A 26,574-nucleotide genomic window follows, 5' to 3' on the forward strand; every position below is an offset into this window, starting at 1 on the left:
GGAGATGCCCGGCAGGGCAGAGGGGGGTGCCGGCACTGAAAGCGATCGTCCTGCTCAACGAAGGCAGGAAGATGTGCTGTGCGAAACCCAAGATCTCTCCGTCACCTATCGCGACCAGGAGACACCAGCCCTGACGAACCTCGACCTTGCGATCCGCGCCGGCGAGCGGCTGGCGATCATCGGCGAGAGCGGCTCGGGCAAGAGCACCTTCGCGCGGGCGCTGGCCGGGCTCCTGCCCGAAGGGGCCGAGGTGGAGGGCACGGTGCACTGGGCGGCGGGCGCCGCGCCGCTTCCCGGCCGCGATCTCGGCTTCGTGCTGCAGGACCCCTCCGCCAGCCTCAACCCGGTGCTGACGATCGGCGAGCAGGTGGCCGAAGGCGCGCGCCGGCATCTCGGCCTCTCCCGGCTCGAGGCCCGCGCCCGCGCGCTCGACATGCTGGAGCGGGTGCGCCTTCCCGAGCCGGAAAAGCTGCTCGCCGCCTATCCGCACCAGCTCTCCGGCGGCCAGCGCCAGCGCGTGGCGATCGCCGCCGCGCTCGCCGCCCGCCCGGGCCTCGTCATCGCCGACGAGCCGACCAGCGCGCTCGACATGGTGGTGCAGGCGGAGATTGTCGCGCTGCTCGACGAACTGGTGCGCGCGGCGGGCATGACGCTCGTCTTCATCACCCACGACATCGCGCTGGCCGCCGGCTTCGCCGACCGGGTGGCGATCTTCAAGGACGGGGCGCTCGTCGAAACCGGCCCGGCGGCGGCTGTACTGGCCGCACCGCGCGAAACATATACGAAGATGCTGGTCGCCAGCCACCGCGACCTTGCCTCCCCACCGCTGGTCGGGGAGATCCGCGCATGAGCCTTCTCGTCGCGCAAAATCTTGGCAAGCGCTTTTCCTCCGGCGGCCGCACCGTGGAGGCACTGCGCGATGTCTCGCTCAGCCTTGCGGCGGGGGAGACGCTCGGCCTTGCCGGCGCCTCGGGCAGCGGCAAGTCCACGCTGGCGCGCATCCTCACCCGGCTCATGCCGCCCGATGGCGGCAGCGTGCGCTTCGCCGGCGAGGACTGGCTCGCCCTTTCGGGCGCGGACCTGCGCCGCCGCCGCGCCCGCATGCAGATGGTGTTCCAGGACGTTTCCGGCGCCTTCAATCCGCGCGCCACCGTCGCCGACGCGCTCGACGATCCCCTGCGCATCCACGCCGTGGTGCCGAAGGGTGAGCGCCCGCGCGAGATCGCGGCCCTGCTCGATCGTGTCGGCGTGCCCGCCGCCTATGCCGGCCGCGCGGTCCGCGACCTCTCCGGCGGCCAGCGCCAGCGCGTCGCCATCGCCCGCGCCATCGCCACGCGCCCGGCGCTGATCGTGCTGGACGAGGCGGTCTCGGCGCTCGACGTCTCGGTGCGCGAACGCATCCTGCACCTGCTCGCCACGCTGCAGGAAGAGCGCGGCATCGCCTATCTCTTCGTCTCGCATGATCTTGCCGTGCTGCGCGCGCTCTCCCACCGCATCGCCGTGATGGAGGCCGGGCGCATCGTCGAATGCGGGCCGGCGGGCCGCGTCATCGCCGATCCGCAATCGCCCGCCGCCCGCGCCCTCATCCGCGCCGTGCCGCGCCTCCTACCCCAGGAAAGCAAGGAAAGCCCCGATGGCCGCTGACCGCTGGAACGCCCTGAACGATGTCCCCGATTTCCCGCCCCACCGCCTCGGCCCGCTCGCCGACCGGCTCGCCCGCATCCTGAAGACCCGCAACGACATCCTCCTCTTCCAGACGGAGGCCGTCGTGGCGCTGGAGGCGGTGGCGACCAGCATCGCCCGGCCGGGGCTGACGGCGCTCAACATCGTCACCAGCCCGTTCGGCGCCTGGTTCGGCGACTGGCTGCGGCGCGGCGGCGCGGACGTCGTCACGCTTTCGGCCGAACCCGCCCGGCCCATCGATATCGAAAGCGTGGAGGCGGCCTTCGATGCCCATCCCGACGTGAAGGCCGTCATCCTCTGCCATGCCGAATCGGCGAACGGCGTGCTCAATCCGCTGGCGGAGATTGCCGCCGCGGCCCGTGCCCGCGGCATCGTGACGATCGTCGACGCGGTCGCCTCGGTGGGCGGGCATGCGCTCGACGTCGATGCGCTCGGCATCGACATCGCGGTGATCGGCCCGCAGAAATCGCTGGCCGGGCCGGCCGGCGTCTCGGCGCTGTCGGTCAGCCAGGCGGCCTGGGCCCTGATTTCGGCGGCGGGCGGGCGGCGCAGCTCGACGCTTTCCCTGCTCGACCGCCGGGATTGGCTCGACAGCGGGCGCGGCGCGCTTCCCGGCACGGCGGCGCCGCTGGAATTCTTCGCGCTCGAGGCCGCGCTCGACCGCTTCGAGGCGGAGGGGGCGGAAGCCGTGCTCGCCCGCCATGTCCGGGCGGCGGCGGCGGCGCGCGACGGCCTCCTTGCGCTGGGCGCCCGTTCCTGGGCGGATTTCGGCCGGGCGTCCCATCTCGTCACCACCGCGGTGCTGCCCGAGGCCGTCGATCCCGAGACCTTTCTTGCCGCCGCCGTGCCGCTCGACATGGAGCTGTCCGCCGGCATCGGCCCCGGCGCCGCGCGCCTGGTGAGGCTCAACCATACGGGCCGCCGCGCGCGCTTCGATAGCGTGCTCGGCAATGTGCTTGCCTATGGCATCGCCCTGCAGAAATGCGGCGCCCCGGCGGATCTTGCCGCCGCGGCCGCGGCTGTCGCCGCGCATTACGGCGCGGATTGAAGCCGTTCGAGGAAATCGGCACTGCGCGGTTGAAGAGGTCCAGCCGCTGCAACGGGCAAATCGCTGGCGCCGGGCGGCACGCTGTGCGGGGGGGCGCCGGCAGGGCAATCGCATAGGGAACTGGAAGCGTGCCTCCTGCCCCTTCTCCCCCGCGGGGAGAAGGTCGCGGCAGCGGGATGAGGGGGCGGCGCAGGCGGAAGACGGCGTGCTTACCCCCTCATCCGACCCTTCGGGCCACCTTCTCCCCGTGGGGGAGAAGGGGGAAACGGCACCGTTGTGCGCCCTGGTGGCACCGGGGGTAGTGGTGCGCGCCAGGCGGGCGGCGTGCTGCTGCCGTCGCCATCCGACACGCCTGCGCAAAAATCGGGCACGCCGCGCCGCCGGCAGAAGCAACGCGGCATTTGCATAGCTGCATTGCACAATAAATGTTTCCCATATGGTCAAAAAAATCGCATAGTGCCCCCAGTTGATGCACACGGCGGTTTTCCTCCCAGTGCCGCCGCATCAGCTGTTCCCCTCTGGAGGTTTTTGACCTTCACACTTCATGGGCCGCGGTTTCCGCTGGCCCATTTTTTTTGGCCCCTTCGCGGCTTGATTTTCCCGGCCATTCGGAGGCATCTGCGGGAAACCTTCACGCCGACACGGTGGGGACATGCAACCGGGCGCACTGAACGTACTGGTCATCGACGAGAACCGCATCCGCGCCGCCATCATCGAGGAGGGGCTGCGCGATGCCGGCTATGCCGTGACCGTGGTCGAGGAGATGCAGGGCCTCGCCCGCCGCATCGCCGAGCTCAATCCCGACGTCATCGTCATCGACCTGGAAAACCCCAACCGCGACATGCTGGAGAGCATCTTCCAGCTGACGCGCGCCATCCAGCGCCCCATCGCCATGTTCGTCGACAAGTCCGACGAGGCCTCCATCGAGGCGGCGGTGGAGGCGGGCGTCTCGGCCTATATCGTCGACGGGCTGAAGCAGGAGCGCGTGCGGCCGATCCTGAAAATGGCGATCAGCCGCTTCAACGCCTTCTCCCGCCTTGCCCGCGAACTGGAGGAGACGCGCAGCGTGCTGGAGAACCGCAAGGTGATCGACCGCGCCAAGGGCCTCCTGATGCGCTCGCGCGGGCTGTCCGAGGAGGCGGCCTATGCGCTCTTGCGCCGCACGGCGATGAACCAGAACCGCAAGATCGCCGAGATCGCCCAAAGCCTCGTCACGGCGGCGAGCCTGCTCGATCCGGGAGCGCCCGATCCGGGAGTGAAGACATGACGACGCGCCACGCCATCACCGCCGGCTTCGTGCCGCTGCTCGACAGCGCCCTCCTCGTCGCCGCGAAGGAGAAGGGCTTTGCCGCGGCGCAGTCGATCGACCTCACGCTGGTGCGCGAGCGCTCCTGGGCGAGCATCCGCGATCGCCTCGCCGTCCGCCAGTTCGACGTCGCCCATATTCTCGGCCCCATGCCGATTGCCTGCAATCTCGGCCTTTCCGCCCCGGCCCCGAAGATGATCGTGCCCATGGCACTCGGCCTCGGCGGCAACGCCGTCACGGTCTCGGCGGCGCTCTGGCAGGCAATGGCCGAGGCGGGCGCGACCGCCGACCTCGACGCGCGCGAAAACGGCGCTGCGCTGCGCCGGGTCATCGACGGGCGCAGGGGCGAGCCGCTGCGCTTCGGCGTCGTGCATCCCTATTCCGGGCATAATTACGAGCTGCGCTACTGGCTGGCGGCGAGCGGCATCGATCCGGACCGCGAGATCGACATCCTCGTCCTGCCGCCGCCGGATATGGGCGATGCGCTCGCCGAAGGGCTCATCGACGGCTATTGCGCGGGCGAACCGTGGAACACGTTCGGCGTCCTGAAACGCAACGCGCATCTTGCCACCGTCAAGGCCGCGATCTGGAAATCGAGCCCGGAAAAGGTGCTCGGCGTCGATGCGGGCTGGGGCGAGGCGAACCCGGAGGCGCTGGCCGCCCTGCTGGTCGCGCTGCACCACGCCTCGCTCTGGTGCGGCGATCCGCGCAACCACGCGGAACTCGCTTCGCTGCTGGCGCTGCCCGCCTATGTCGGGCGCGAACCGGACCTCCTGCTGCCGGCCCTCACCGGCGTCCTGCCGGTCGGCGGCGGCGCGGTGCGCACGGTCGGCGATTTCTTCGTGCCGCAGGCCAAGGCGGCCACCTTCCCCTGGAAGAGCCATGCGCTGTGGTTCTACACCCAGATGGTCCGCTGGCGGCAGGTGGCGCATACCGAGGCGAACCGCCAGGTCGCCGCCAAGACCTATCGCCCGGATGTCTATCGCGCGGCGCTGAAGGCGCTCGGCATCGCCATGCCCTCGGCGAGCGCCAAGGTGGAGGGCGCGCTGACCGCGGAAACGCCCGTCGGCTCCTCCGGCGCGCTGACGCTCGGCCCAGACGGTTTCTTCGACGGCGGGCGCTTCGATCCCGACGACGTCGACGGCTATATCGCAGCGCAATCGCGCTAGCGCCTATTTTATGCGCACTGCACAAAATTTGGCGCCGCTTTGCCGACGGCCTATGCGCATGCCGGCATGCGGTCTTCCAGGAAATGAATTAAATCAATCGCTTGCCGACTTGGCACGCGGATTGCTTTTCTCTCCGTAGGCCTTCGGGCCACGATATCGGCGTCCAACGACGGGCGCCACCAGCAAAGCCGCTGATCGGGTTTTTCGCGCACATGGCCTCCCTCGTGTCGCGCGAAAAGAACCTGGCCAGCGGCTTTTTGTTTTTCACCCCCAAAGATGGAGCGGCACGACCTTGTCGGGCCACGGAGACGCCATGTCAAAGATCAAGCAGCCCCTGTCCCCGCGCGAACCTGCCGTCGCGCTCTGGATGTCCACCTTCGCCTTCACCATCTGTTTCGCCGTCTGGACGATTTTCGCCATCATCGGCATCCGCATCAAGGAAGACCTCGGGCTCACCGAAGCCCAGTTCGGCCTCCTCGTCGGCACGCCCATCCTCACCGGCTCGCTGGTGCGCATCCTGCTCGGCGTCTGGACGCCGCGTTACGGCGGCCGCCTCGTCTATACGCTGACCATGCTGGCGGCGGCGCTTTCGACGCTCATGCTCTCGCATGCCGCGACCTTCCCGCAGATGCTGCTCGCCGGGCTCGGCGTCGGCCTTGCCGGCGGGTCCTTCGCGGTCGGCGTCGCCTATGTCTCGCCCTTCTTCCCGCCGGAAAAGCAGGGCACGGTGCTCGGCATCTTCGGCGCCGGCAATGTCGGCGCGGCGCTGACGAAATTCCTCGCACCCTTCGTGCTCGTCGCCGCCGGCTGGCAGATGGTGGCGGAAATCTGGGCGGCGGCGCTGATCCTCACCGCCTGCCTCTTCTGGTTCACCACCAGCGACGACCCGGCCTTCCGCAATCGCCGCGACGGCAAGGCGCCGAAGCGCAGCCTCATGCAGGAATTCGCGCCGCTGAAGAAGGCGCAGGTCTGGCGCTTCTCGCTCTATTATTTCTTCGCCTTCGGCGGCTTCGTGGCGCTGGCGCTCTGGCTGCCGCGCTACCTCGTCGGCGTCTACGGCTTCGATATCGCCACCGCCGGCATGGTCGCCGCGGCCTATTCCATCCCCGGCAGCATCTTTCGCGCGCTCGGGGGCATGCTTTCGGATCGCAAGGGTGCGCGCGCCGTGATGTACTGGATGTTCGGCATTTCCGCGGTCGCGACGCTCGTCCTGTCGCTGCCGTCGGGCGTCACGCCCGCCGTCTTCATCGTCACCGTCTTCGTGCTCGGCTTCGTCATGAGCCTCGGCAAGGCGGCGGTCTACAAGCACATTCCGGCCTATTACCCCGATGCCGTCGGCCCGGTCGGCGGGGTCGTCGGCATGGTCGGCGGGCTCGGCGGCTTCGTGCTGCCCATCGCCTTCGGCCTGCTGAAGGACGCGACCGGCCTGTGGTCGACCTGTTTCCTGCTGCTCTTCGCCGTCGTCGCCGTCTCGCTCCTCTGGATGCATCTTTCCATTCGCCAGATGGAGCGCCCCTCCGTCTCCGCCGTCGCCGCGTAACGTTGAGAAAAATCCCATGACCGAGAAACTCGTCATCGTCGGCAATGGCATGGCCCCCGGGCGCATGCTGGAGCACCTCCTCGAAAAGGCCCCCGGCCGGTACGAGGTCACCATCTTCAACGCCGAGCCGCGGGTGAACTACGACCGCATCATGCTCTCGCCCGTCCTCTCCGGCGAGAAGGCGTATGAGGAGATCATCATCCACGGCGACGGCTGGTACATCAAGCACGGCATCACGCTCTACAAGGGCCACCGCATCGTCGCCATCGACCGCGATGCGAAGACCGTCACCTCCGATCACGGCGTCACGGAACGCTACGACAAGCTGGTCATCGCCACCGGCTCCGTGCCCTTCATCCTGCCCGTGCCGGGCAACGACATGCGCGGCGTCATCACCTATCGCGACCTCGACGACGTGCAGGCCATGCTGCTCGCCGCCCAGTCGCGCGAAAAGGCCGTCGTCATCGGCGGCGGCCTGCTGGGCCTCGAAGCCGCCGCCGGCCTTGCCGGCCGCGGCATGGACGTCACGGTGCTGCACGTCATGCCGACGCTGATGGACCGCCAGCTCGACCCCGCCGCCGGCTATCTCCTGCAAAGGGAGCTGGAAGGGCGCGGCATCAGGATCATCTGCAAGGCGAACACCAGGGCCATCGTCGGCAACGGCAAGGTCGAGGGCATCGCGCTGGACGACGGCCGCGTCATTCCCGCCACGCTCGTCGTCATGGCCGTCGGCATCCGGCCGAGCGTGAGCCTCGCCAGGGAGGCGGGCCTTGCCGTCAACCGCGGCATCGTCGTCGATCACGGCATGCAGACCTCGGACGGCAGCATCCTGGCGCTCGGTGAATGCGCGGAAGTGGGCGGCATGGTCTACGGCCTCGTCGCCCCGCTCTACGAGATGGCGCGCGTCGCCGCCGCGCATCTGGCCGGCGACCGCTCGGCCGCCTTCGTGCATTCCGATACGCCGACGAAACTGAAGGTCACCGGCATCGAGCTCTTTTCGCTCGGCGATTTCGCCGATGGCAACGACCGCGAGGAAATCGTGCTGCGCGATGCCTCGGCCGGCGTCTACAAGCGGCTGGTGCTGAAGGACAACCGCATCATCGGCACCGTGCTTTACGGCGAGACCGCCGATGGCGCCTGGTTCAACGACCTGAAGAAGAAGCAGACCGACATTTCCGAGATGCGCGAGACGCTGATCTTCGGCCAGGCCTATCAGGGGGGCGCCCCGCTGGACCCTATGGCGGCCGTTGCAGCCTTGCCGGATGATGCGGAAATCTGCGGCTGCAACGGCGTCTGCAAGGGGAAGATCGTTTCGACGATCACGGAAAGGGGCCTGGCCTCGCTCGACGACGTGCGCGCCCACACCAAGGCGTCCGCCTCCTGCGGCTCCTGCACCGGCCTCGTCGAGCAGCTGATGACGCTGACGCTGGGCGACAGCTACAACCCCGCCGCCGTTCAGCCCCTGTGCGGCTGCACCGATCTCGGCCATGACGACGTGCGCCGCCTGATCAAGGCGAAGGGGCTGAAGACCATTCCCGCCGTCATGCAGGAGCTGGAGTGGAAGACCTCCTGCGGCTGCGCCAAGTGCCGGCCGGCCCTCAATTATTACCTCGTCTGCGACTGGCCCGACGAATATGCCGACGACTACCAGTCGCGTTTCATCAACGAGCGCGTGCATGCCAACATCCAGAAGGACGGCACCTATTCCGTCGTGCCGCGCATGTGGGGCGGCGTCACCAATGCGCACGAACTGCGCGCCATCGCCGATGTGGTCGACAAGTTCGAGATACCCTTGGTGAAGGTGACGGGCGGCCAGCGCATCGACCTGCTGGGCATCGAAAAGGAGGACCTGCCCGCCGTCTGGGCCGATCTCGGCAAGGCCGGCTTCATCTCGGGGCAGGCCTATGCCAAAGGCCTGCGCACGGTGAAGACCTGCGTCGGTTCCGACTGGTGCCGCTTCGGCACGCAGGATTCCACCGGGCTCGGCATCCGCATCGAGAAGTTCATGTGGGGCTCCTGGACGCCGGCCAAGTTGAAGATGGCCGTCTCCGGCTGTCCGCGCAACTGCGCGGAGGCGACCTGCAAGGACATCGGTATCGTCTGCGTCGATTCGGGCTTCGAGATCCATTTCGCGGGCGCCGCGGGCCTCGACATCAAGGGCACGGAGGTGCTCGGCCTCGTCAAGACCGAGGACGAGGCGCTGGAGCATATCGTGGCACTGACGCAGATGTACCGCGAGCAGGCGCGCTATCTGGAGCGCATCTACAAATGGGCCAAGCGCATCGGCCTCGACGAGATCCGCCGCCAGATCATGGGCGACGCCGACAAGCGCAAGGCCTTCTACGACCGGTTCGTCTTCTCCCAGAAATTCGCGCAGGTCGATCCCTGGTCGGAGCGGGTCTCCGGCAAGGACAAACACGAATTCAGGCCGATGGCGACCATCGGCTACGGCGAGGCCGCGGAATGAGGAGCACGGACATGACCTGGTTTCCCATCGGCAACATCGCCGACATTCCCCTGCGCGGCGCGCGCTGCGTGAAGACGCCGGAGGGGAAGATCGCCGTCTTCCGCACGGCGGAAAACGAGGTCTTCGCCATCGAGGACCATTGCCCGCATAAGGGCGGGCCGCTCTCGCAGGGCATCGTGCATGCCAAGGCCGTCACCTGCCCGCTGCACAACTGGGTGATCTCGCTGGAGACCGGCAACGCGCTCGGCGCGGACGAAGGGGCGGTCAGGACCATCCCGCTGCGCAACGAGGACGGGGCGCTGTTCATCGCGCTGGAACGCCTGATGGCGGCGGCGGAGTAGGCCATGACAGGAGCCAGCCTTGCCCCTCATCCGGCTGCCGCCACCTTCTCCCCGTTTCGACGGGGAGAAGGCCGATGGAGCACCGACGTCGCCATACCCTCCTTCTCCCCGCTTGCGGGGAGAAGGTCCCGGCAGGGGGATGAGGGGCGTGCAGCGTCCCCGCGAGGCGCCGCCCATGCCCGTTGAAACGAAAACCACCTGCCCCTATTGCGGCGTCGGCTGCGGGGTGATCGCCACGGTCGGCGAGGACGGCGCGGTTTCCGTCAGGGGCGATCCGGACCATCCCTCGAACTACGGCCGGCTCTGCTCGAAGGGCTCGGCGCTCGCCGAGACGATCGATCTCGACGGCCGCATCCTCCATCCCGAGATCGCCGGCCGGCAATCGACATGGGACGAGGCGCTCGACCTCGTCGCGGAGAAATTCTCCGCCGCCATCGAAGAACACGGGCCGGATTCCGTCGCCTTCTACGTCTCCGGCCAGCTTTTGACGGAGGACTACTACGTCGCCAACAAGCTGATGAAGGGTTTCGTCGGCTCGGCGAATATCGACACCAATTCGCGGCTGTGCATGTCCTCCTCCGTCGCCGGCCACCGCCGGGCCTTCGGGGCCGATACGGTGCCGGGGACCTACGAGGACCTGGAGCTTGCCGACCTCGTGGTCCTCGCCGGCTCGAACCTTGCCTGGTGCCACCCGGTGCTCTACCAGCGGCTGGCCGCGGCCAAGGCGCGGCGGCCGGGCCTGAAGGTGGTGGTCATCGATCCGCGCCGCACCATGACGGCGGATATCGCCGACCTGCACCTCGCCATCCGGCCGGATACGGACGTGGCGCTGTTCGCCGGCCTGTTCTCCCATCTCGTCAAGAACGGCGCGGTGGACCAGAATTTCATCGCGGCGCACACGATGGGCTTTTCCGAGGCCTTCGCGGCGGCGGTTTCCTTTCCGGAGGCGCTGGAGCGGACCGGCCTGCCGGCCATGCAGCTTCGCGAATTCTACCGGCTGTTCACGGCGAGCGAAAAGGTGGTGACCTGCTACAGCCAGGGCGTCAACCAGTCCTCGTCCGGCACCGACAAGGTCAACGCCATCCTCAATTGCCACCTCGCCACCGGCCGCATCGGCCGGCCGGGCATGGGACCGTTCTCGCTGACCGGCCAGCCCAACGCCATGGGCGGGCGCGAGGTCGGCGGCCTCGCCAACATGCTGGCCGCCCATATGGAGATCGAAAGCGCGGAGGACCGCGAACGCGTGCAGCGCTTCTGGCAGGCGCCGCGCATCGCCGAGAAACCGGGGCTGAAGGCGGTCGACCTGTTCCGTGCGGTGGCGGAGGGACGCATCAAGGCGCTGTGGATCATGGCGACCAACCCGGTCGTCTCGATGCCGGACGCCGATGCCGTCGAGGCGGCGATCAGGGCCTGTCCCTTCGTCGTCGTCTCCGACATCCTGCGCGAGACGGACACCGCCCGCCACGCCGATGTGCTCCTGCCCTCGCGCGGCTGGGGCGAGAAGGACGGCACCGTCACCAATTCCGAACGGCGCGTCTCCCGCCAGCGGGCGTTCCTCGACGCGCCGGGCGAGGCACGGGCGGACTGGTGGCAGCTGGCCGAGGTCGGCCGGCGCATGGGCTTTGCGCGTGCGTTCGCCTATGACGGGGCGTCGGGGATCTTCGCCGAGCATGCGGCGCTCTCCGCCTTCGAGAACGGCGGCAGCCGGGATTTCGATATCGGCGCCCATGCCGGCATCGGGCCGGCGGCCTATGACGCGCTTTCGCCCTTCCAGTGGCCGCAGCCGGCAGGCCGCGGGGAGGGGGAAACCCGGTTCTTCGCGAACGGCGGCTTCTATCATCCGGACGGCCGGGCGCGTTTCGTCGCCGTCGCGCCCGCCGCGGCCGACCGCACCGATGCCGCCTATCCCTTCACGCTGAACACGGGCCGCATCCGCGACCAGTGGCACACCATGACGCGATCCGGCAAAAGCGCCCGCCTTTCCACCCATATCGCGGAACCCTTTGCCGAGCTCCACCCGCGCGATGCGCTGGAGATCGGCGTCGTGCCCGCCGGCCTGGTCGAGATCGAAAGCCCGCGCGGCAGCGTGGTGGTGCGCGCCCTCGTCACGGACCGGCAGGCGCGCGGCAGCCTCTTCGCGCCGATGCACTGGAATGACCAGTTCGCGGCGAAAGCCCGCGTCGACACCCTCGTGCCGCCGCTGACGGACAGGATCTCCGGCCAGCCGGCCTCGAAGAACGTCGCCGTCGCCGCCCGCCCGTTCAAGGCCGCCTCCTATGCCTTTGCCGTCTCGCGGGCAAGGCCGGAAGGGCTCGAGGCCGCCTATTGGGCGCTGGCGAAGGCCGAGGGCGGCTGGCGGCTGGAGCTTGCCTTCGATAGTCCCGGGGAGGACTGGGCCGTCTGGTGCCGGCGTGCCTTCGCCATCCCGGACGCGGTCGAACCGCTCGGTTACGCCGACCGGGAGACCGGCGAGATCCGCCTCGCCTTCTTCGACGGTCCGCGCCTGCTCGCGGCCTTCTTCCTTGCGCGCGAACCGGTGGCGGTGGCACGCAACTGGGCGATCGCGCAACTTTCGGCCGGGCATGCGAACCTGCGCCGGCGCTTCGCCCTCGTCGCCGGCCGGCCGGGGGCGGACAGGCCGGATCCCGGCGCCACGGTCTGCGCCTGCTTCGGCGTCGGCGTCAACCAGATCGTTGCGGCCGTGCGCGGCGGGTGCCACGGCGTCGAAGGGGTCGGGGAGGCGACGAGGGCGGGCACAAATTGCGGTTCCTGCCGCGGGGAGATCCGCAGCATCGTCGACAGGTGTCTTGCCGCGGCGGCGGAATGAGGGGGAGCCGGCGGCGCCGGCCCCTGCGCCGTACAAGGATCGCGCTATCCGGCAGCCGCCTTGCGGCCGAAGGACAGGAGGTCGCGCGTATAGGCCTCGGCAGGGGCGGCGATCACCGCTTCCGTCCGGCCGAACTCGATGACGTCGCCGCGGCGCATGACGAGGAGCGTGTCGGAAATGTGCGCGACGACCTTGAGGTTGTGGGTCACGAAGAGCATCGAGAGGCCGCGGCTTTCCTTGAGGTCCGCGAGCAGGTTGAGGATCTGCGCCTGCACGGAGACGTCGAGCGCCGAGGTGGGCTCGTCGAGGATGAGCAGGCCCGGTTCCAGCGCCAGCGCCCGGGCGATCGCCACGCGCTGCGCCTGGCCGCCGGAAATCTCCCGCGCGCGTCGGTCGAGGAAATCGGCGGTGAGGCCGCAATCGGCGACGAGCGCGGCGATCTTCTCGCGCAGCGCCGGGCCTTGCCGTGCGCCGGCGGCCAGCAGGGGCTCGGCGACGATCTCGGCGATGGTGAGGCGCGGGCTCAGCGACAGGAAGGGATTTTGCGAGACGACGCCGATCTTCTGGCGCGCGCCGCGCAGGGCGTCGCCCTGCAGTGCCAGCCAGTCCTGCCCGTCGAGCCGCACCGTGCCGCTTTCCACCGGCAGGAGGCGCAGGATGGCGCGCAGCAGGCTCGTCTTGCCCGAGCCGCTTTCCCCGACGATGCCGAGGGTCTCGCCCTTTTCAAGGCGGAAGCTGGCGCCGTTGACGGCCGGTTTCGGGCGCGGCGCGAAGAGGCCGGCGCGATAGCGGATGACGAGATCCTTGACGTCGAGCATCGGGGCCGGGCTCATGCCGCATCCTCCGGCAGGTGGCAGAGCCAGGTGTGGCGGTCACGGGCGCGTTCGGGCGGCGGCTCGGCGGCGCAGACGGGCATGGCCTTCGGACAGCGCGGGGCGAAGGCGCAGCCGGCGATCCTCGTCCGCGGCGGCGGGATGGAGCCCTCGATGGCGGCAAGGCGGGCGCCGTGCGGGGCGGCATCCGGCAGGGCGGCGAGCAGCGCGCGCGTATAGGGATGGCCGGGCTTCTGCAGCACGGCCTCCACCGGGCCGGTCTCGACGGAGCGGCCGGCATAGAGCACCGTCGCCCGGTCGCAGGCCTCCGCGATGACGTCCATGTCGTGGGTGATCATCAGCACGGTGAGGCCGCGCTCGGCGACGAGCTTGCGCAGCAGCGCGAGGACCTGCGCGCCGACGGAGACGTCGAGCGCCGTGGTCGGCTCGTCGGCGATGAGGAAGTCGGCGCCGGTCGCCAGCGCCTGGGCGATCACCACGCGCTGCTGCATGCCGCCGGAAAGCTGGTGCGGATAGCTCTTCAGCACCCTTTCAGGATCGGGCAGGCCGGTGGCGGCGAGAAGGTCGGCCGCCTCCCTGCGGCGGGCTTCGCGCGGCAGGGTGCGGTGGGCGCGGATGACGTCGTCCATCTGGCGGGCGATGGAAAGCACCGGGTTGAGCGCGGCCGCGGGGTCCTGCGCGATCATGCCGATGCGCTTGCCGCGCAGGGCCTTCGCCTGTTCGCGCAGGTCCGCGCCGTCGAAATGGAAGCGCGCGGCCTCGATGCGGGTGCCCTTCGGCGCAAGGCCGAGCGTGGCCATGCCGGTCATCGTCTTGCCGCAGCCGGATTCGCCGATGACGCCGTGGATCTCGCCGCGCTCGATCCTAAGGCTGACGGCGCGCACGGCATGCACCTCGCCCTCCGGCGTCGGGATGCGGACGGAGAGGTCGCTTATGTCAAGCAGGGGCACGGACGGTCCCTCCCTTGCGCTCGCGCAGCGCATCGCCGAGCACGCTGAACGCGAGCGCGACAATGAAGATCGTCAGGCCGGGCATGGCCGAATACCACCAGCGCGCCGGGAAGAATTTCCGGCCGGCATCGACCATCTGGCCCCAGTCGGCCGTCGGCGGCAGAACGCCGAGGCCGAGGAAGGAGAGGGCGGCGGCGGTCAGCAGCGCCGGGCCGACGTCGAGCGCGGCCTGCACGGTCAGCGGCCGGCCGGTGGCGGGCAGGATGTGGCGGGCGATGATGCGCGGATGCGACACGCCGGCAAGCCGCGCCGCCTCCACATAGGGCTGGCCGCGCAGCACCAGCACTTCCGCGCGGGCAAGCCGGGCATACCAGGGCCACCAGGTCACGGCGACGGCGATGATGCTGTTGAGGAAACCCGGGCCGAGGGCGGCGGCCATCAGCACGGCGAGCAGCAGCGCGGGAAAGGCGAGGAAGACGTCGGTGCCGCGCATCAGCGCCTCGTCGATCCAGCCGCCGAAATAGCCCGCCGCAAGGCCGACCGGCAGGCCGATGAGCAGCGAGAAGGCGACGATCAGCACGCCGTTGGTCAGCGAGACGCGGGTGCCGTAGATGATGCGGCTCAGGATGTCGCGGCCGAGATGGTCTGTGCCGAGCCAATAGTCCGCCGAGGGCGGCGCGAGCTTCGCCAGCACGTTCGGCGCGCCGGCGCCCTGCGCGGGATAGGGCGCGATCCACGGCGCGAAGAGGCCGACGAAGACGAAGAGGAGGACGACGGCAAGGGCGATCGTGCCGGGCCAGCCGAGGCGGTGAACGAGCTTTTTCATGAGAGCGCCACCCGCGGGTCGACCAGCGCCTGGGCGATGTCGATGAGGAGGTTCATCACGACATAACAGATCGTCACCACCATGGTGACGGCCGCGATGACCGGAAAGTCCTTGGCGAGGATCGCCTCGGAAACGTAGCGGCCGAGCCCCGGCCAGGCGAAGATGATCTCGACCAGCACCGCGCCGGTCAGCGCATAGGCGAAGGAGAGGCCGATCACCGTCAGGGCCGGACCCATGGCGTTCGGCAGCGCATGGCCGAACAGGATGCGCGGCTCGGACAGGCCGAGCGCGCGGGCGGCGACGACGTGGCGGCGCTCGAGGATCTCGATCATCGCCGAGCGCGTCAGGCGCATGGCGACGCCGGCGGGGTAGGAGGCGAGCGTCAGCGCCGGCAGGATGAGATGGGTCACCGCATTGCCGAAGGCATCGAGCCGGCCGGCAAGGAGCGCGTCGACAAGCGTGAAATTGGTGACGACGGGCAGCGGCGCGCCGATCGCGATCTCGCGCGACAGCCGGCCGGACAGCGGCAGGATGCCGAGCCATTGCGCGAAGACCAGCTGCAGGATCATGGCGAGGAAGAAGGTCGGCATGGCGACGGCGGCGATGGAGCCGAAGCTGCCGAGCCTGTCCGGCCACCTGCCCTGCCTTGCGGCCGCGAGCACGCCGAGCGGAATGCCGATGAGAAGCGCAAGGCCGGTGGAGAAGACCGCAAGCTCCAGCGTCGCCGGCAGGTAGGCCTTGAGGTCTTCGGCGATCAGCCGGCGCGACTTGTAGGAGACGCCGAAGTCGCCGGAGGCCATCGCGGCCGCGAAGGTGGCGAAGCGGGCGGGCAGGGGCGCGTCGAGGTTGAGTTCCTGGCGCGCCTTCTCGATCTGCTCGGCCGTCGGGCGCGGGCCGGCATAGAGCGCGGCGGGATCGGAGGGAACCACCTGCGCCACGATGAAGACCAGGAAGGTCACGCCGACGACGACGAAGGCGGAGAGGACCGTGCGGCGCAGGATGTAGCGGAGGAGTTCCATCAGCGGGCCGATCGCATGGCGGAGGGGAGGGTGAAAGGGCTGCGGCGAGCACCCCCGCCGCCTGCCGGCATTTTCCGGGCGGACGCGTCGCGCCGGGCCGGATGCGGGGCGCGGGCGCCATGATCGGACGGGTTCGCCTGCGGCATTCTCCCCATGTCGCTGCCGCGACCTCCTCCCCGAGGGGGAGAAGGGAGCAGGCAGGACGGGTCCGCCCCATGGGCACGACCTCTCGCCGCCAAAGGAGAGGTCGCGAGGCGGGAACCCGGCTTCAACGGCACCGTCGAAGAAGGGCGGAGCGCCACCCCACCCGATCTCCTCCTTTCAGGGGGAGATGGCCGGCAGGCCAAGGAGGGGTGCGCGCGCGTCATCTGGGGGTTTCCCGTTCCGTTACCGGCTCAGTTCGTTGACGAAGGTGACATGGCCATAGGCCGGATTGTCGGTATAGCCCTTGATGTCCGAGCGGATAATGTGGACGTTCGGCCGGTCGACCATGAAGACGGCCGCCGCTTCCTCGATCACCGTGCGCTGCGCCTCGATGAAGAGGGCTTCGGCGCGGGGGCGGTCGGTGCCGGAGAGCTTGGCCGCCTCGTCGATCTTGGCGTCCACCTCGGGGTTGGAATAGTAGCCGAGGTTGAAGTTCGGCTTTTCTTCCGTGTGGAACAGGTTGAAGAGGTAGTCGTAGGGCGTGACGAAGGTCGGCCACCAGAACATGACGAAAATGTCCTGCGCGGCCTTCGGGTCCGACTTGCCGAGCTGCCATTGCGCTTCCCAGGCCATCGGCTGCAGCGTCAGCGTGATGCCGAGGGTTTCGAGGTTCGCCTTCCAGAGCTCGCCGGCAACGGCCGAAAGCGCCTGGGTGGTGGAATAGGTCATGACCAGTTCCAGCCCCGGCTCGATGCCTTCCTCCGCCAGCAGCGCCCTGGCGGCTTCCAGGTCGGTGCTGGGGATCGGCGCATCGGCGTCGTGGCCCCAGATGCCGGCGGGCACGACGCCCTTGGCGCGGGTGCCGAGGCCCATCGTGCCGGCGGCGATCACGTCGTCATAGGGGAAGGCGAGCGACAGCGCCTGGCGCACCTTCACCTTGTCGAGCGGCGCACGCTTGACGTTGTAGAGGCCGAACAGCGTTTCGAAGGAGGGGTTGGAGACGACGTTGAGGTCCGGATTGGCCTTCATCGCCTCGAGGTTCTCGAAGGGAATGGAATAGGTCCAGTCGGCCTGGCCGCTCTCGATCATGTTCTGGGCGAGCGTCGTGTCCTCGATGATCTCGAAGGAGATCGTCTGGAAGGCGCCGTCCGGCACGGTGTCCCAGTAGCCTTCGACGCGGTCGAGCACTGCGCGCTGGCCGGGCTCGTAGCGCGAGATCCTGAACGGGCCGGTGCCGGCATCGTTGCCGGCGTTGAACCAGGCATTGTCCTTGTCGAAGGAGGAGGGCGCGTAGATCCAGGCGGCAAAACCGGCCGAGGCGATGAGGTCGAGCGGCTGCGGCTCGGAGAGCTGGAAGACGACCTTCAGCGGCTCGGGCGTCTCGATCGCGGTGACCGGACCCCAGATGAAGGCCGCGCCGCCGCCGATCTTCTTGGTGCGCTCGATGGAGCCCTTGACGGCCTCGGAGGTCAGCGGCGTGCCGTCGTGGAATGTCACGCCGTCGCGCAGGGTGAAGGTCCAGGTCTTGCCGTCGGCGCTCACCTCCCAAGCGGTGGCGAGCCGCGGCTCGATCTTCGCCTCCGTCTTCTCGTCGCCGGGAATGTAGCGCGTCAGGCCCTCATAGACATTGGCCAGCACCGCGCCGTCGTTGGAGAACGAGGTCGCCGGGTCGAGGTCCGGGAAGCTCGTCGGATAGGCGAGCGTGAAGATCTGGCTGGCGCCCTGCGCCATGGCGAAGTTCCAGCGCGCGGTGGCGGCGCTGGCGAGGGCGGCAAGGACGGTGGTCTTCAGGAAATTGCGGCGGTTCATGTCGGGCTCCCAATGGATGGTTTGATCGGACGATCAGGCGTCTTCTTCGTAATGCGGGACCGCGGGCGCATCGGCGGAGACGCCCATCGGCACGAAGTCGAAATCATAGCCGAAGGCCCGGGGGCCGACGGAGGCGAGCGCGATCTCGCTGCGCAGCAGCACCGGCGCGGGCATGGACAGCACGTCGATGCGCAGGCCGTAGCGCAGCTCCTCCGTGCCGATGGCGCGGCCGGTCTCCGAATCCACGATGCAGATGAGGTCCGGCACCATGGTGATGATCGTCTCGCCCTCGCGGGCGATGAGATATTCGTTCTGGATCTCGACGGTCAGCGTGCGGCCGGCATCGCCATCGAGCCCCGCCACGGTCAGCTTGCCGCGGGTGAAGCCCGCCATGACGCGGCGGCCGATATCGGTCACCTTGCCGCGCATCAGCCGCACGCCGCCGGATTGCTGCAGGATCGCCTCGACCGGGTCCGCCTTGGCGGCGCGGGCGGTGAGCACGGCGTCGCCGAGGCTCCAGGCCTGGCTCGTCGTGTGCGGCACGCCGAAGCGGCGCACGAAGTCGCCGGACATCGGCGCGGTCGTCATCAGAGCCGTGCAGCCCATGGCGATGGTGCTGGCGCGCAGCAGCTTTTCCAGCATTTTCGGCGTGGTGGCGTCGGTGACGACCAGCACGTTGCCGTCCGCATCGGCGAGCGCCGCCGGCTGCACCGGCTGGCCGTGGATGAAGAAGGTCGTCATCTGCACCTCCGGGAAGGCGCGGCCCATGCCGTCGGCGTCGACGACCGGCAGGTCCACCATGGCCGCCGTCAGCATCGGCGCGATGCCGTTGCCGCCGCCCACCTCGTCGCCGAGCAGTGCATCGACCTTGCGGCCCATATGGCGCTCCAGCGCATGCAGGAGCCGCACGCCCTCGCCGCCCTCGGCGATCTTCTCGATGCCGACGGTGGGCGCGCCGATGCCGCCGATGCCGATGATCTGCGCATCCGGGTCCATGTCGGCCGGGCGCACCATGCGGATGCGTTTACCCTCCCGCAGCAGCGCCTTGGCGCGCAGCGCGCCGTGATAGGTGCTGCCGCCGCCGCCGGTGCCGAGGATGCCGCAGCCGATGGCGATGCGGTCGATATCCGCCTCGGTGAGCGTCCAGTATTTCATGCCCGCAATTCTCCAATGACTTTCGCCGCGACGCGCACGGCATTGCCGGGCAGGTAGGCGAGCGGCGTTTCCTCGATCTCGGCGAGCGTCGTCGTTTCGGCGGCCGCGCCCGCCTCGACGGCGCGCGCCCGCGCTTCCGCGACGACGGATTCGAGCGCGATCTCGCGTGTCGTGCCTTCCAGCGAGACCACGCTGTCGACCTCGCCGGAAACCTGCGCGATGGCCGCGCCGATGGCGTTGGCCGAGCCGAAATGATCCGGCTTCAGCGAAACGGAGGTGCCCTCCAGCAATCCTTCGACCAGCACGGAGCCGCCGCCGACGAGGATGGCCGGAATCGGCTCGGCGCTCGGCTTCATGCGGTCGAGCACGGTCTCGATGCTGGCCTTCATCTGCGCCAGCATCTTCTGCGCGAAATCCGGCGTGATGTGGGAAAGGCGGCTGCGGTCGCCGAGGTCGACGAGGCCGGCGGCAACCGCAATATCGGTCGCCGTCAGCGTGTCGCCGCCAAAGCACAGCGCCCTTTGCGGCAGGCGGAAGCCGACGGAGTCGGGGCCGACGGTCGGCGCTGCGCCGTCTCGCACGATGCTGCCGCCGCCGAGGCCGAAGGAATAGACGTCGGGCACGCGGAAATTGGTCGGAACGCCGCCGATCATCGCGCCCTCGCTGCGGGTGCGCGGGAAGCCGGCGACGAGCATGCCGATATCCGTAGTCGTGCCGCCGATATCGATGACCGCGGCGTCGGAAAGCCCGGTGAGGAAGGCGGCGCCGCGCATGGAGTTGGTCGGGCCGGAGGCGATGGTGAAGACCGGGTAGCGTTCGGCGAAGTCCGCCGCCATCAGCGTGCCGTCGTTCTGGGTGAGATAGAGCGGGCAGGCAAGGCCGAGCGCGGCGAAGGCCGAGCGGAAGGCGCCGACCGTCTCGCGGCCCAGCGTGTGGAGGCTGGCATTGAGGATCGCCGCGTTCTCGCGCGGCAGGAGGCCGGTGCGGCCGATGCGGTGCGACAGGCTGATCGCGGCATCCGGCATTTCCCCGGCGACGATGGCGGCCGCCTCGATCTCCATGCGCGGATCGACCAGCGCGAAGACGGAACAGATCGCGATGGCGGAGATGCCCCGGGCGCGCCAGTCGCGGCAGGCCGCGCGGATGGCGAGGCCATCGAGCGGCGCGATGTCCGAGCCGTCATAGTTGAGGCCGCCGCCGACCAGCGCCGCGCCGCCCTCGACGATGGGACGCAGGGTGTCCGGCCAGTCGATCATCGGCGGCAGCGAGCGCGTCGCCGCGCCGCAGAGCCGGAGCACGCCGACCTTCTTGAGGTGCCGTCCCTCGACCACCGCATTGAGGAAATGCGTGGTGCCGATCATCACGCCGTTGACCGCGCCGGCGGCGATGCCGGCCTCGGCCAGCACCGTGCGGATCGCCGCGGCGACGCCGGAGGTCACGTCCGCCGTGGTCGCGGATTTCACCGTGGCCAGAACCGTCGTGCCGGAGAGCAGCGCCGCATCCGTATTGGTTCCGCCCACATCCACCCCGATGCGCAGCATGGGTTATCCTTTCTTCTTGCCGCCGAGGTCCGTGCCGCGGCTGATCGCGGTCGTCCTCGTGCCGAATACCTTGTAGAGGCGCAGGACGACCGAGCTCGTCACGCGCTTCACGCCGGGCAGCTTGCCCAGCTCCTGGTCGATGAATTCGAGAAGCGCCGCATGATCGGCGACGAAGAGCGAGGCGCTGAGATTGGCCGTGCCGCTGGTGGCGGCGAGGTAGCCGATCTCGTCATATTCGGCGAGCTGAATGGCGACCTCCTCCTGCCGGCCCGGCTCGATTTCGATCAGAAGCTCGACCTGCACGTCGCGCCCCAGCGCCACGGGATCGGGAATGGCGCCGATGACGATCATCTTGGCCTGCAGCAGGCCGGCGATGCGGTTGCGGATGGTGCGCTCGGAGACGCTGCCGATCCGGCCGGCGATCTCGGCGGCCGAAAGGCGCCCGTCCTCGCTGAGGTAGCGGATGATCTCGCGGTCCAGATCGTCGACGAGGTAGCGTTGGCTCATGCGCGGTTCCATTTCGGCCTGAATGCATCAAGTAGATTTCCGAAACGGAATTGTGTCAAGAATATTTCAGCCATATCGGGCCATTCTTTCCGAAAATATCCCGGTTTTCGGCTTCCGGATGCAGAAAATTGCCGATCCGGCAACCGGAGAGGAGTCTTTCCGGGGCTGTCCGTTGCCGAAACGGAAACGCGCGGACGCAGCCCGCCGCCTGCCATGGCGCGGTTTCCGGACGGCTTTGGAGGGGTCAGAGGCCGGCGGTCTTCCGCAGCGGCAGGTTTTCCTTCAGCAGCACCTCGATGCGGATGCGCTCCTGCGAGGCGAGAAGCTCGCGATGGTCGGCGCGGGCGCGCATGATGCGCAGGGCGCTGCGCACGGCATGGCCGGGGTCCTGCGCGATCACGGCGTCGATGCGCTCGTCCATCAGCGCCTGCGCGCTGAAGGGCGTGTGCTCGTGGGCGATGACGGTGAGGGGGCGGTCCCCTTGCGCGTTCCAGACTGCGGAGAGGGGGACGCGCGCCTCGGAACTCAGGACATAGACGGCGACGGTGTCGGGATTGTGCTGCAGCGTGCGCCGGATGATGAGGTCGGCGCGCTTCTCGTCCGCATAGGTCTCCAGCGAGGGCAGGCTCTCGAGATGCGGAAACTGCGCGTTGATGATGCTGTCGAAGCCGAGGCGGCGCTGGATGCTGTCGAGCGCCATCATGGTCTCGGCGACGACCATGATCTTGCCCGGCCGCGCGCCGATGAAGCGGCCGGCGATCTTGCCGGCCGTCGCGCCGGCGGCGAAGTTGTCGATGCCGACATAGTCGGCGCTCTCCAGCCGCTCCTGGCCGGAGAGGAACTGCACCACCTTGACGCCCCGCTCGACGAGGCGCAGCAGCGCGTCGCGCACCTGCGGCGATTCCGGCGCCATCACGGCGACGCCGTCCACCGCGTCGTGGTCGATGGCGGTGAGGTACTTGGCGACGTGGTGCGGGTCGCTCATCGGGATCTGCACGGCCTCGACCTCGGTAGAATCGGCGCGCAAGGCCTCCTTGGCCTCGCGCACGCGGGCGAGGAGTTCGGCAAGATACTGGTCGCCGGAGGTCGGCAGCACGAAGCGGAAGCGGTAGGTCTTGTTGCGTGCCAGCGCCACGGCGGCGGGATTGCGCACGAAGCCTATGCGCTCGATGGCCTCGGCCACCTTCCTTGCGGCCTTCGGGCTGACATTCGGCCGCTCGTTGAGCACGCGATCGACCGTCGCGAGGCTGACGCCCGCGGCTTCTGCCAGGTCTTTCGCGGTGGGCCGCATTCTCCGCTCTCTTTCACGACGGCGTGATCCTGATCCGATTCCTCCAACAAAAGCAGGCGAAAAGCAAGAATTGAAGTGCGCACCTCAAAAATTGCTTGCATTGAGGTGCGCACCTCAATATGACTCGTTGCGTGGCCGGCAGGAGGAACGGCGCGTGCCACAAGAGGCGGCGCGGAGGAGGAGGGCCCGATTGCGGGCCCGCCGGAAAGCCAGTCCGCGCCATATGCCCGCACCGGGCGTTTTCAGCCTTCCGATGGGGTCGGAAGGCGAGGGAGGAGGTCCCCGCCATGACATTTCGCCATGCCACATCACTGGCCGCTTTCGCGGCCCTCTTGGCTGCCGGCGCCGCAGCCACGGGTGAAGCGAGCGCAAAGGATCTGACGCTGTGCTGGGCCGCATGGGACCCGGCGAACGCGCTCGTCGAGCTCAGCAAGGATTTCGAGGCCAAGAACGGCGTCACGATGAAATTCGAGTTCGTGCCATGGCCGAACTTCGCCGACCGCATGCTCAACGAGCTGAATTCCGGCGGCAAGCTCTGCGACCTGATGATCGGCGACAGCCAGTGGATCGGCGGCGCGGCGGAGAACGGCCAGTACGTCAAGCTCAACGATTTCTTCGACAAGGAAGGAATCAAGATGGACGACTTCATTCCCGCGACCGTCGTCGGTTACGCGGAATGGCCGAAGAACTCGCCGAACTACTGGGCGCTGCCGGCCTTCGGCGACGTCGTCGGCTGGAGCTACCGCAAGGACTGGTTCGAACGGCCCGAGCTGCAGGCGGCGTTCAAGGAGAAATACGGCCGCGACCTCGCCGTGCCGAAGACCTTTGCCGAATTGAAGGACATCGCCGAATTCTTCCAGAAGCGCGAGATCGACGGCAAGACCGTCTACGGCGCGGCGATCTATACGGAGCGCGGCTCCGAAGGCATCACCATGGGCGTGATGGACGTGCTCTACAGCTTCGGCTTCCAGTACGAGAACCCGGACAAGCCCTATGAGCTGGAAGGCTACGTGAACTCCGCCAAGGCGGTGGCGGGCCTGGAATTCTACAAGCAGCTCTACGATTGCTGCACGCCGCCCGGCCATTCCGACGCCTACATGTCCGAGGACATCGACGCCTACAAGTCGGGCCAGGTCGCGCTGCACATGAACTTCGCCTTCACCTGGCCGGGCATCCATGCCGACGCCAATGTCGGTGGCGAGAAGTCCGGCTATTTCCCGAACCCGGCAGGCCCGGACGGCGTCGCCTTCGCCCAGCTCGGCGGGCAGGGCATTTCCGTGGTCGCGGCCTCGGAAAAGCAGGAGGATGCGCTCGCCTATATCAAATGGTTCGCCCAGCCGGAAATCCAGGAAAAATGGTGGCAGATGGGCGGCTATTCGGCGCTGCGCAAGGTGGTCGAGGATCCAAGCTTCGCCACCAGCCAGCCCTATGCGCAGACCTTCCTCGATTCCATGGCGATCGTGAAGGATTTCTGGGCCGAGCCCGCCTATGCCTCACTCTTGCAGGCGGCGCAGAAACGCTTCCACGACTATGTCGTCGCCGGCCAGGGCTCCGCGCAGGACGCGCTCGACGGCCTTGCCAAGGACTGGACGCAGGTCTTCGACGACGAAGGCAAGTACTGACGCCGCCGGGCGGCCGGGTTGAACGCAAGCCGATGCGGCTCCCTTCTTCCCATGGGGCAGGGCCATCGCATCGGGGTTCGACACTGCCGTTGTCCCCTTCTCCCCCGCGGGGAGAAGGTGGCCCGAAGGGCCGGATGAGGGGGTGGCTCGGATAGAGCCTTTGCGCCTCCGGCATCCCCCTCATCCGCCTGCCGGCACCTTCTCCCCGCGGGGGAGAAGGGGATGGGGCAGCGGTTTCCTTCTTTCTGCGATGGCGCTGCCCCCGTAGAGGAGAAGGGAAACGAGGCACCTTCTTGCGTCGCGGCCGATCGTCTTCATACTCTGCCCTGTCCCGCCGCCTCCCAGCGGGCCACGGGCGCGGCCGGAGCCGGGGATCTGCCCCGGCTCTGTCGCCGCCCAGTCAGATAGTCAGGGGAACACCCATGCTGAAATCCTCCGTGGACCGGATCGCCGAGGCGACGCCGCACGCCATTGCCAGACGCATGCACGGCCTGTCCGACCGCGCGCTCGCCTGGCTCTTCGTCGCCCCGTCGATCGTGCTCTTGCTGGCGGTCAACATCTTCCCGCTCATCTGGACGATCCGGCTGAGCTTCACCAATTTCCGCGTCAACCGGCCCAATGCCGAGGTCGATTTCGTCGGCCTGAAGAACTATGCCAGCATCCTGTCCGACCGCGACATCTGGCTGACCATGCAGGCGACGGCGCATTTCCTGATCTGGACCATCGTGCTGCAGGTCCTCATCGGCTTCTCGCTCGCCTATCTCATCAACAAGAAGTTCCGCGGCAACGATCTGTGGACGACGATCATCGTGCTGCCGATGATGCTCAGCCCGGCGGTGGTCGGCAATTTCTGGACCTTCCTCTACCAGCCGCAGATCGGCCTGTTCAACTATGCGGTCGGCTTCCTCACCGGCGCGGACCCCTCCAGCTTCTCGATGATCGGCGACGTCAAGCTCGCGCCCTGGGCGATCATCATCGTCGACACCTGGATGTGGACGCCCTTCGTCATGCTGATCTGCCTTGCGGGCCTGCGTTCCATTCCGGGGAGCATCTATGAGGCCGCCGAATGCGACCGCGCCAGCAAGTGGCGGCAGTTCTGGACGATCACCATCCCGCTCGTCCTGCCCTTCCTGATGCTCGCCGTGCTCTTTCGCGGCATCGAGAACTTCAAGATGTTCGACCTCGTCGTGCAGCTGACGGGCGGCGGCCCGGGCTCGATCACCGAGCTCACCTCGATCAACCTCAAGCGCGAGGCCTTCGAGAAGTGGCGCACCGGCTATGCCTCTGCCTATGCCGTCATCCTCTTCGTCACGGTCTTCGGCCTAGCCTCGATCTACGTCAAGGCGCTCAACAAGGTGAAACAACGATGAGCAGCTATTCCGTCACCGAGCCCTCGCCAAGGCAGAAATGGGTCGCGGGCATCCTGGTCGTCGGCTACGCGCTGATCACCATCCTGCCGCTGGTCTGGATCATCGCCACCAGCTTCAAGACCCCGTCCGACGCCATCGCCTATCCGCCGAAGACCTTCTTCACGCCGACGGTGGAAGGCTATGTCAACGTCTTCACCACGCGCACCCGGCTTTCGACCGAGCAGTTGCAGGCGCTGGGCGAGCCCACCACCTGGTACGACAAGCTGGTGCGCAAGGACGGGCTCGTCATTTCCGGCCCCTCGCGTTTTGCCGAACGTTTTACCAATTCCGTCATAATCGGCTTCGGCTCGACGGTGCTCTGCATCGTGCTCGGCACGGCGGCTGCCTATGCCTTCTCGCGCTTCAAGGTGCCGCTGAAGGACGATCTTCTCTTCTTCATCCTCTCGACGCGCATGATGCCGCCGATCGCCGTCGCCATCCCGATCTTCCTGATGTTCCGCTCGCTCGGCCTCAGCGACACCCATGCCGGCATGATCCTGCTCTATACGGCGGTCAACCTGTCGCTCTCGGTCTGGTTCTTGAAGGGCTTCATCGACGAGATCCCGGTCGAATACGAGGAGGCGGCGCTGATCGACGGCTATACCCGCTTCCAGGCGTTCTACAAGGTCGTGCTGCCGCAGGCGGCGACCGGCATCGCCTCCACCGCGATCTTCTGCCTGATCTTCGCCTGGAACGAATATGCCTTCGCCGTGCTGTTGACATCCGGCAACGCCCAGACGGCCCCGCCCTTCATTCCCACCATCATCGGCGTCAGCGGCCAGGACTGGCCCGCCGTCGCCGCCGGCGCGACGCTCTTCCTCGTGCCGGTCATGGTGTTCACCATCCTCCTGCGCAAGCATCTCCTGCGCGGCATCACCTTCGGAGCAGTCCGCAAATGACACGATTTTTCAACGGCCTCCTGCATTTCCGGCGCAGCGCCTGGGAAATGCTGGCCTCGGTGCTGATCGCGGCGGGCGTCGTCATGCTCATGCAGCCCTTCGCGCTCACGCTCTATTCCTGGTCCTTCGTCGTCACTCTCCTCGGCACGGTGATGTTCATCATCGTCAGCCATTTCCCGGAATAGGCC

The 26,574-nt window shown here is 68.1% G+C and carries 22 protein-coding genes; 13 read left to right on the top strand and 9 right to left on the bottom strand.

Annotated features, from left to right (window positions below; genetic code table 11):
- The first annotated feature begins 4 nt into the window (after nt 1-4).
- The 9 genes from AABF56_RS33540 (at nt 5) to AABF56_RS33580 (ending at nt 12,381) form a co-directional block, all read left to right on the top strand.
- Complete coding sequence (locus AABF56_RS33540) at nt 5-850, top strand: ABC transporter ATP-binding protein (protein WP_336314408.1); 846 nt, start codon at nt 5-7, stop codon at nt 848-850.
- Nucleotides 847-1,644, top strand: a complete 798-nt coding sequence (locus AABF56_RS33545) for an ABC transporter ATP-binding protein (protein ID WP_272808956.1) — start codon at nt 847-849, stop codon at nt 1,642-1,644. Before AABF56_RS33540 ends, AABF56_RS33545 begins: the two co-directional genes overlap by 4 nt.
- Entirely contained in the window at nt 1,634-2,731 is a 1,098-nt protein-coding gene (locus tag AABF56_RS33550) for a pyridoxal-phosphate-dependent aminotransferase family protein (RefSeq protein WP_272808957.1), read from the top strand. Before AABF56_RS33545 ends, AABF56_RS33550 begins: the two co-directional genes overlap by 11 nt.
- A gap of 652 nt (nt 2,732-3,383) precedes the next feature.
- Nucleotides 3,384-3,998, top strand: coding sequence for an ANTAR domain-containing response regulator (locus AABF56_RS33555; protein ID WP_272808958.1), 615 nt, complete (start codon nt 3,384-3,386; stop codon nt 3,996-3,998).
- Nucleotides 3,995-5,206 (top strand): CmpA/NrtA family ABC transporter substrate-binding protein, encoded by a 1,212-nt coding sequence (locus AABF56_RS33560; protein ID WP_272808959.1) that lies wholly within the window; start codon nt 3,995-3,997, stop codon nt 5,204-5,206. Before AABF56_RS33555 ends, AABF56_RS33560 begins: the two co-directional genes overlap by 4 nt.
- Nucleotides 5,207-5,519: 313 nt before the next feature.
- Entirely contained in the window at nt 5,520-6,746 is a 1,227-nt protein-coding gene (locus tag AABF56_RS33565; RefSeq protein WP_272808960.1) for an MFS transporter, read from the top strand.
- 16 nt (nt 6,747-6,762) lie between these two features.
- The gene (gene nirB / locus AABF56_RS33570; RefSeq protein WP_272808961.1) at nt 6,763-9,213 is read left to right on the top strand and encodes a nitrite reductase large subunit NirB; all 2,451 of its coding nucleotides are present in this window, start codon (nt 6,763-6,765) and stop codon (nt 9,211-9,213) included.
- 11 nt (nt 9,214-9,224) lie between these two features.
- Nucleotides 9,225-9,554, top strand: coding sequence for a nitrite reductase small subunit NirD (gene nirD / locus AABF56_RS33575; RefSeq protein ID WP_272808962.1), 330 nt, complete (start codon nt 9,225-9,227; stop codon nt 9,552-9,554).
- A 175-nt stretch (nt 9,555-9,729) separates the two neighbouring features.
- Nucleotides 9,730-12,381, top strand: coding sequence for a nitrate reductase (locus AABF56_RS33580; protein ID WP_272808963.1), 2,652 nt, complete (start codon nt 9,730-9,732; stop codon nt 12,379-12,381).
- Between the two features lie 44 nt (nt 12,382-12,425).
- On the opposite strand, the gene AABF56_RS33585 is transcribed toward AABF56_RS33580, so the two are convergent.
- From AABF56_RS33585 to AABF56_RS33625, 9 genes are all read right to left on the bottom strand, one after another.
- Nucleotides 12,426-13,214, bottom strand: a complete 789-nt coding sequence (locus AABF56_RS33585; protein ID WP_272808964.1) for an ABC transporter ATP-binding protein — start codon at nt 13,212-13,214, stop codon at nt 12,426-12,428.
- Nucleotides 13,211-14,164 carry an ABC transporter ATP-binding protein gene (locus tag AABF56_RS33590; protein ID WP_272808965.1) on the bottom strand — a complete coding sequence of 318 codons (954 nt, stop codon included), beginning with the start codon at nt 14,162-14,164 and terminating at the stop codon, nt 13,211-13,213. The genes AABF56_RS33585 and AABF56_RS33590 overlap by 4 nt, the downstream gene beginning before the upstream one ends.
- A complete protein-coding gene (locus tag AABF56_RS33595) occupies nt 14,151-14,990 on the bottom strand; it encodes an ABC transporter permease (RefSeq protein WP_244768938.1) in 840 nt (279 codons plus the stop codon). Before AABF56_RS33595 ends, AABF56_RS33590 begins: the two co-directional genes overlap by 14 nt.
- Nucleotides 14,987-16,009, bottom strand: coding sequence for an ABC transporter permease (locus AABF56_RS33600; protein WP_272808966.1), 1,023 nt, complete (start codon nt 16,007-16,009; stop codon nt 14,987-14,989). Before AABF56_RS33600 ends, AABF56_RS33595 begins: the two co-directional genes overlap by 4 nt.
- 387 nt (nt 16,010-16,396) lie before the next feature.
- Entirely contained in the window at nt 16,397-17,962 is a 1,566-nt protein-coding gene (locus tag AABF56_RS33605; RefSeq protein ID WP_272808967.1) for an ABC transporter substrate-binding protein, read from the bottom strand.
- 33 nt (nt 17,963-17,995) lie between these two features.
- On the bottom strand, nt 17,996-19,117 hold the full coding sequence (locus AABF56_RS33610; RefSeq protein WP_272808968.1) for a DUF917 domain-containing protein: 1,122 nt from the start codon (nt 19,115-19,117) through the stop codon (nt 17,996-17,998).
- Nucleotides 19,114-20,658 (bottom strand): hydantoinase/oxoprolinase family protein, encoded by a 1,545-nt coding sequence (locus AABF56_RS33615; protein ID WP_272808969.1) that lies wholly within the window; start codon nt 20,656-20,658, stop codon nt 19,114-19,116. The genes AABF56_RS33610 and AABF56_RS33615 overlap by 4 nt, the downstream gene beginning before the upstream one ends.
- Before the next feature lie 3 nt (nt 20,659-20,661).
- Nucleotides 20,662-21,165 (bottom strand): Lrp/AsnC family transcriptional regulator, encoded by a 504-nt coding sequence (locus tag AABF56_RS33620; protein WP_272808970.1) that lies wholly within the window; start codon nt 21,163-21,165, stop codon nt 20,662-20,664.
- A 244-nt stretch (nt 21,166-21,409) separates the two neighbouring features.
- Nucleotides 21,410-22,456, bottom strand: a complete 1,047-nt coding sequence (locus AABF56_RS33625) for a LacI family DNA-binding transcriptional regulator (RefSeq protein ID WP_272808971.1) — start codon at nt 22,454-22,456, stop codon at nt 21,410-21,412.
- Between the two features lie 287 nt (nt 22,457-22,743).
- On the opposite strand from AABF56_RS33625, the gene AABF56_RS33630 reads away from it, so the two are divergent.
- The 4 genes from AABF56_RS33630 to AABF56_RS33645 all read left to right on the top strand — a co-directional run bounded on the left by AABF56_RS33630 (nt 22,744) and on the right by AABF56_RS33645 (nt 26,571).
- Nucleotides 22,744-24,078, top strand: a complete 1,335-nt coding sequence (locus tag AABF56_RS33630; RefSeq protein WP_244768945.1) for an ABC transporter substrate-binding protein — start codon at nt 22,744-22,746, stop codon at nt 24,076-24,078.
- 422 nt (nt 24,079-24,500) lie between these two features.
- Nucleotides 24,501-25,448, top strand: a complete 948-nt coding sequence (locus tag AABF56_RS33635) for a carbohydrate ABC transporter permease (RefSeq protein ID WP_244768946.1) — start codon at nt 24,501-24,503, stop codon at nt 25,446-25,448.
- Complete coding sequence (locus AABF56_RS33640; RefSeq protein ID WP_272808972.1) at nt 25,445-26,386, top strand: carbohydrate ABC transporter permease; 942 nt, start codon at nt 25,445-25,447, stop codon at nt 26,384-26,386. Before AABF56_RS33635 ends, AABF56_RS33640 begins: the two co-directional genes overlap by 4 nt.
- Nucleotides 26,383-26,571 carry a hypothetical protein gene (locus AABF56_RS33645; RefSeq protein ID WP_244768948.1) on the top strand — a complete coding sequence of 63 codons (189 nt, stop codon included), beginning with the start codon at nt 26,383-26,385 and terminating at the stop codon, nt 26,569-26,571. Before AABF56_RS33640 ends, AABF56_RS33645 begins: the two co-directional genes overlap by 4 nt.
- The last annotated feature ends 3 nt before the right edge of the window (nt 26,572-26,574 follow it).

Source organism: Shinella sp. WSC3-e (assembly GCF_945994535.1).
GTDB classification, from domain to species: Bacteria; Pseudomonadota; Alphaproteobacteria; order Rhizobiales; family Rhizobiaceae; genus Shinella; species Shinella yambaruensis.

Excerpts from the sequence above, each read along its gene's own strand:
- AABF56_RS33540 (WP_336314408.1), top strand. The coding sequence starts at position 5 with ATGCCCGGCAGGGCAGAGGGGGGTGCCGGCACTGAAAGCGATCGTCCT.
- AABF56_RS33545 (WP_272808956.1), top strand. The coding sequence starts at position 847 with ATGAGCCTTCTCGTCGCGCAAAATCTTGGCAAGCGCTTTTCCTCCGGC.
- AABF56_RS33550 (WP_272808957.1), top strand. The coding sequence starts at position 1,634 with ATGGCCGCTGACCGCTGGAACGCCCTGAACGATGTCCCCGATTTCCCG.
- AABF56_RS33555 (WP_272808958.1), top strand. The coding sequence starts at position 3,384 with ATGCAACCGGGCGCACTGAACGTACTGGTCATCGACGAGAACCGCATC.
- AABF56_RS33560 (WP_272808959.1), top strand. The coding sequence starts at position 3,995 with ATGACGACGCGCCACGCCATCACCGCCGGCTTCGTGCCGCTGCTCGAC.
- AABF56_RS33565 (WP_272808960.1), top strand. The coding sequence starts at position 5,520 with ATGTCAAAGATCAAGCAGCCCCTGTCCCCGCGCGAACCTGCCGTCGCG.
- nirB (WP_272808961.1), top strand. The coding sequence starts at position 6,763 with ATGACCGAGAAACTCGTCATCGTCGGCAATGGCATGGCCCCCGGGCGC.
- nirD (WP_272808962.1), top strand. The coding sequence starts at position 9,225 with ATGACCTGGTTTCCCATCGGCAACATCGCCGACATTCCCCTGCGCGGC.
- AABF56_RS33580 (WP_272808963.1), top strand. The coding sequence starts at position 9,730 with ATGCCCGTTGAAACGAAAACCACCTGCCCCTATTGCGGCGTCGGCTGC.
- AABF56_RS33585 (WP_272808964.1), bottom strand. The coding sequence starts at position 13,214 with ATGAGCCCGGCCCCGATGCTCGACGTCAAGGATCTCGTCATCCGCTAT.
- AABF56_RS33595 (WP_244768938.1), bottom strand. The coding sequence starts at position 14,990 with ATGAAAAAGCTCGTTCACCGCCTCGGCTGGCCCGGCACGATCGCCCTT.
- AABF56_RS33600 (WP_272808966.1), bottom strand. The coding sequence starts at position 16,009 with ATGGAACTCCTCCGCTACATCCTGCGCCGCACGGTCCTCTCCGCCTTC.
- AABF56_RS33605 (WP_272808967.1), bottom strand. The coding sequence starts at position 17,962 with ATGAACCGCCGCAATTTCCTGAAGACCACCGTCCTTGCCGCCCTCGCC.
- AABF56_RS33610 (WP_272808968.1), bottom strand. The coding sequence starts at position 19,117 with ATGAAATACTGGACGCTCACCGAGGCGGATATCGACCGCATCGCCATC.
- AABF56_RS33615 (WP_272808969.1), bottom strand. The coding sequence starts at position 20,658 with ATGCTGCGCATCGGGGTGGATGTGGGCGGAACCAATACGGATGCGGCG.
- AABF56_RS33620 (WP_272808970.1), bottom strand. The coding sequence starts at position 21,165 with ATGAGCCAACGCTACCTCGTCGACGATCTGGACCGCGAGATCATCCGC.
- AABF56_RS33625 (WP_272808971.1), bottom strand. The coding sequence starts at position 22,456 with ATGCGGCCCACCGCGAAAGACCTGGCAGAAGCCGCGGGCGTCAGCCTC.
- AABF56_RS33630 (WP_244768945.1), top strand. The coding sequence starts at position 22,744 with ATGACATTTCGCCATGCCACATCACTGGCCGCTTTCGCGGCCCTCTTG.
- AABF56_RS33635 (WP_244768946.1), top strand. The coding sequence starts at position 24,501 with ATGCTGAAATCCTCCGTGGACCGGATCGCCGAGGCGACGCCGCACGCC.
- AABF56_RS33640 (WP_272808972.1), top strand. The coding sequence starts at position 25,445 with ATGAGCAGCTATTCCGTCACCGAGCCCTCGCCAAGGCAGAAATGGGTC.
- AABF56_RS33645 (WP_244768948.1), top strand. The coding sequence starts at position 26,383 with ATGACACGATTTTTCAACGGCCTCCTGCATTTCCGGCGCAGCGCCTGG.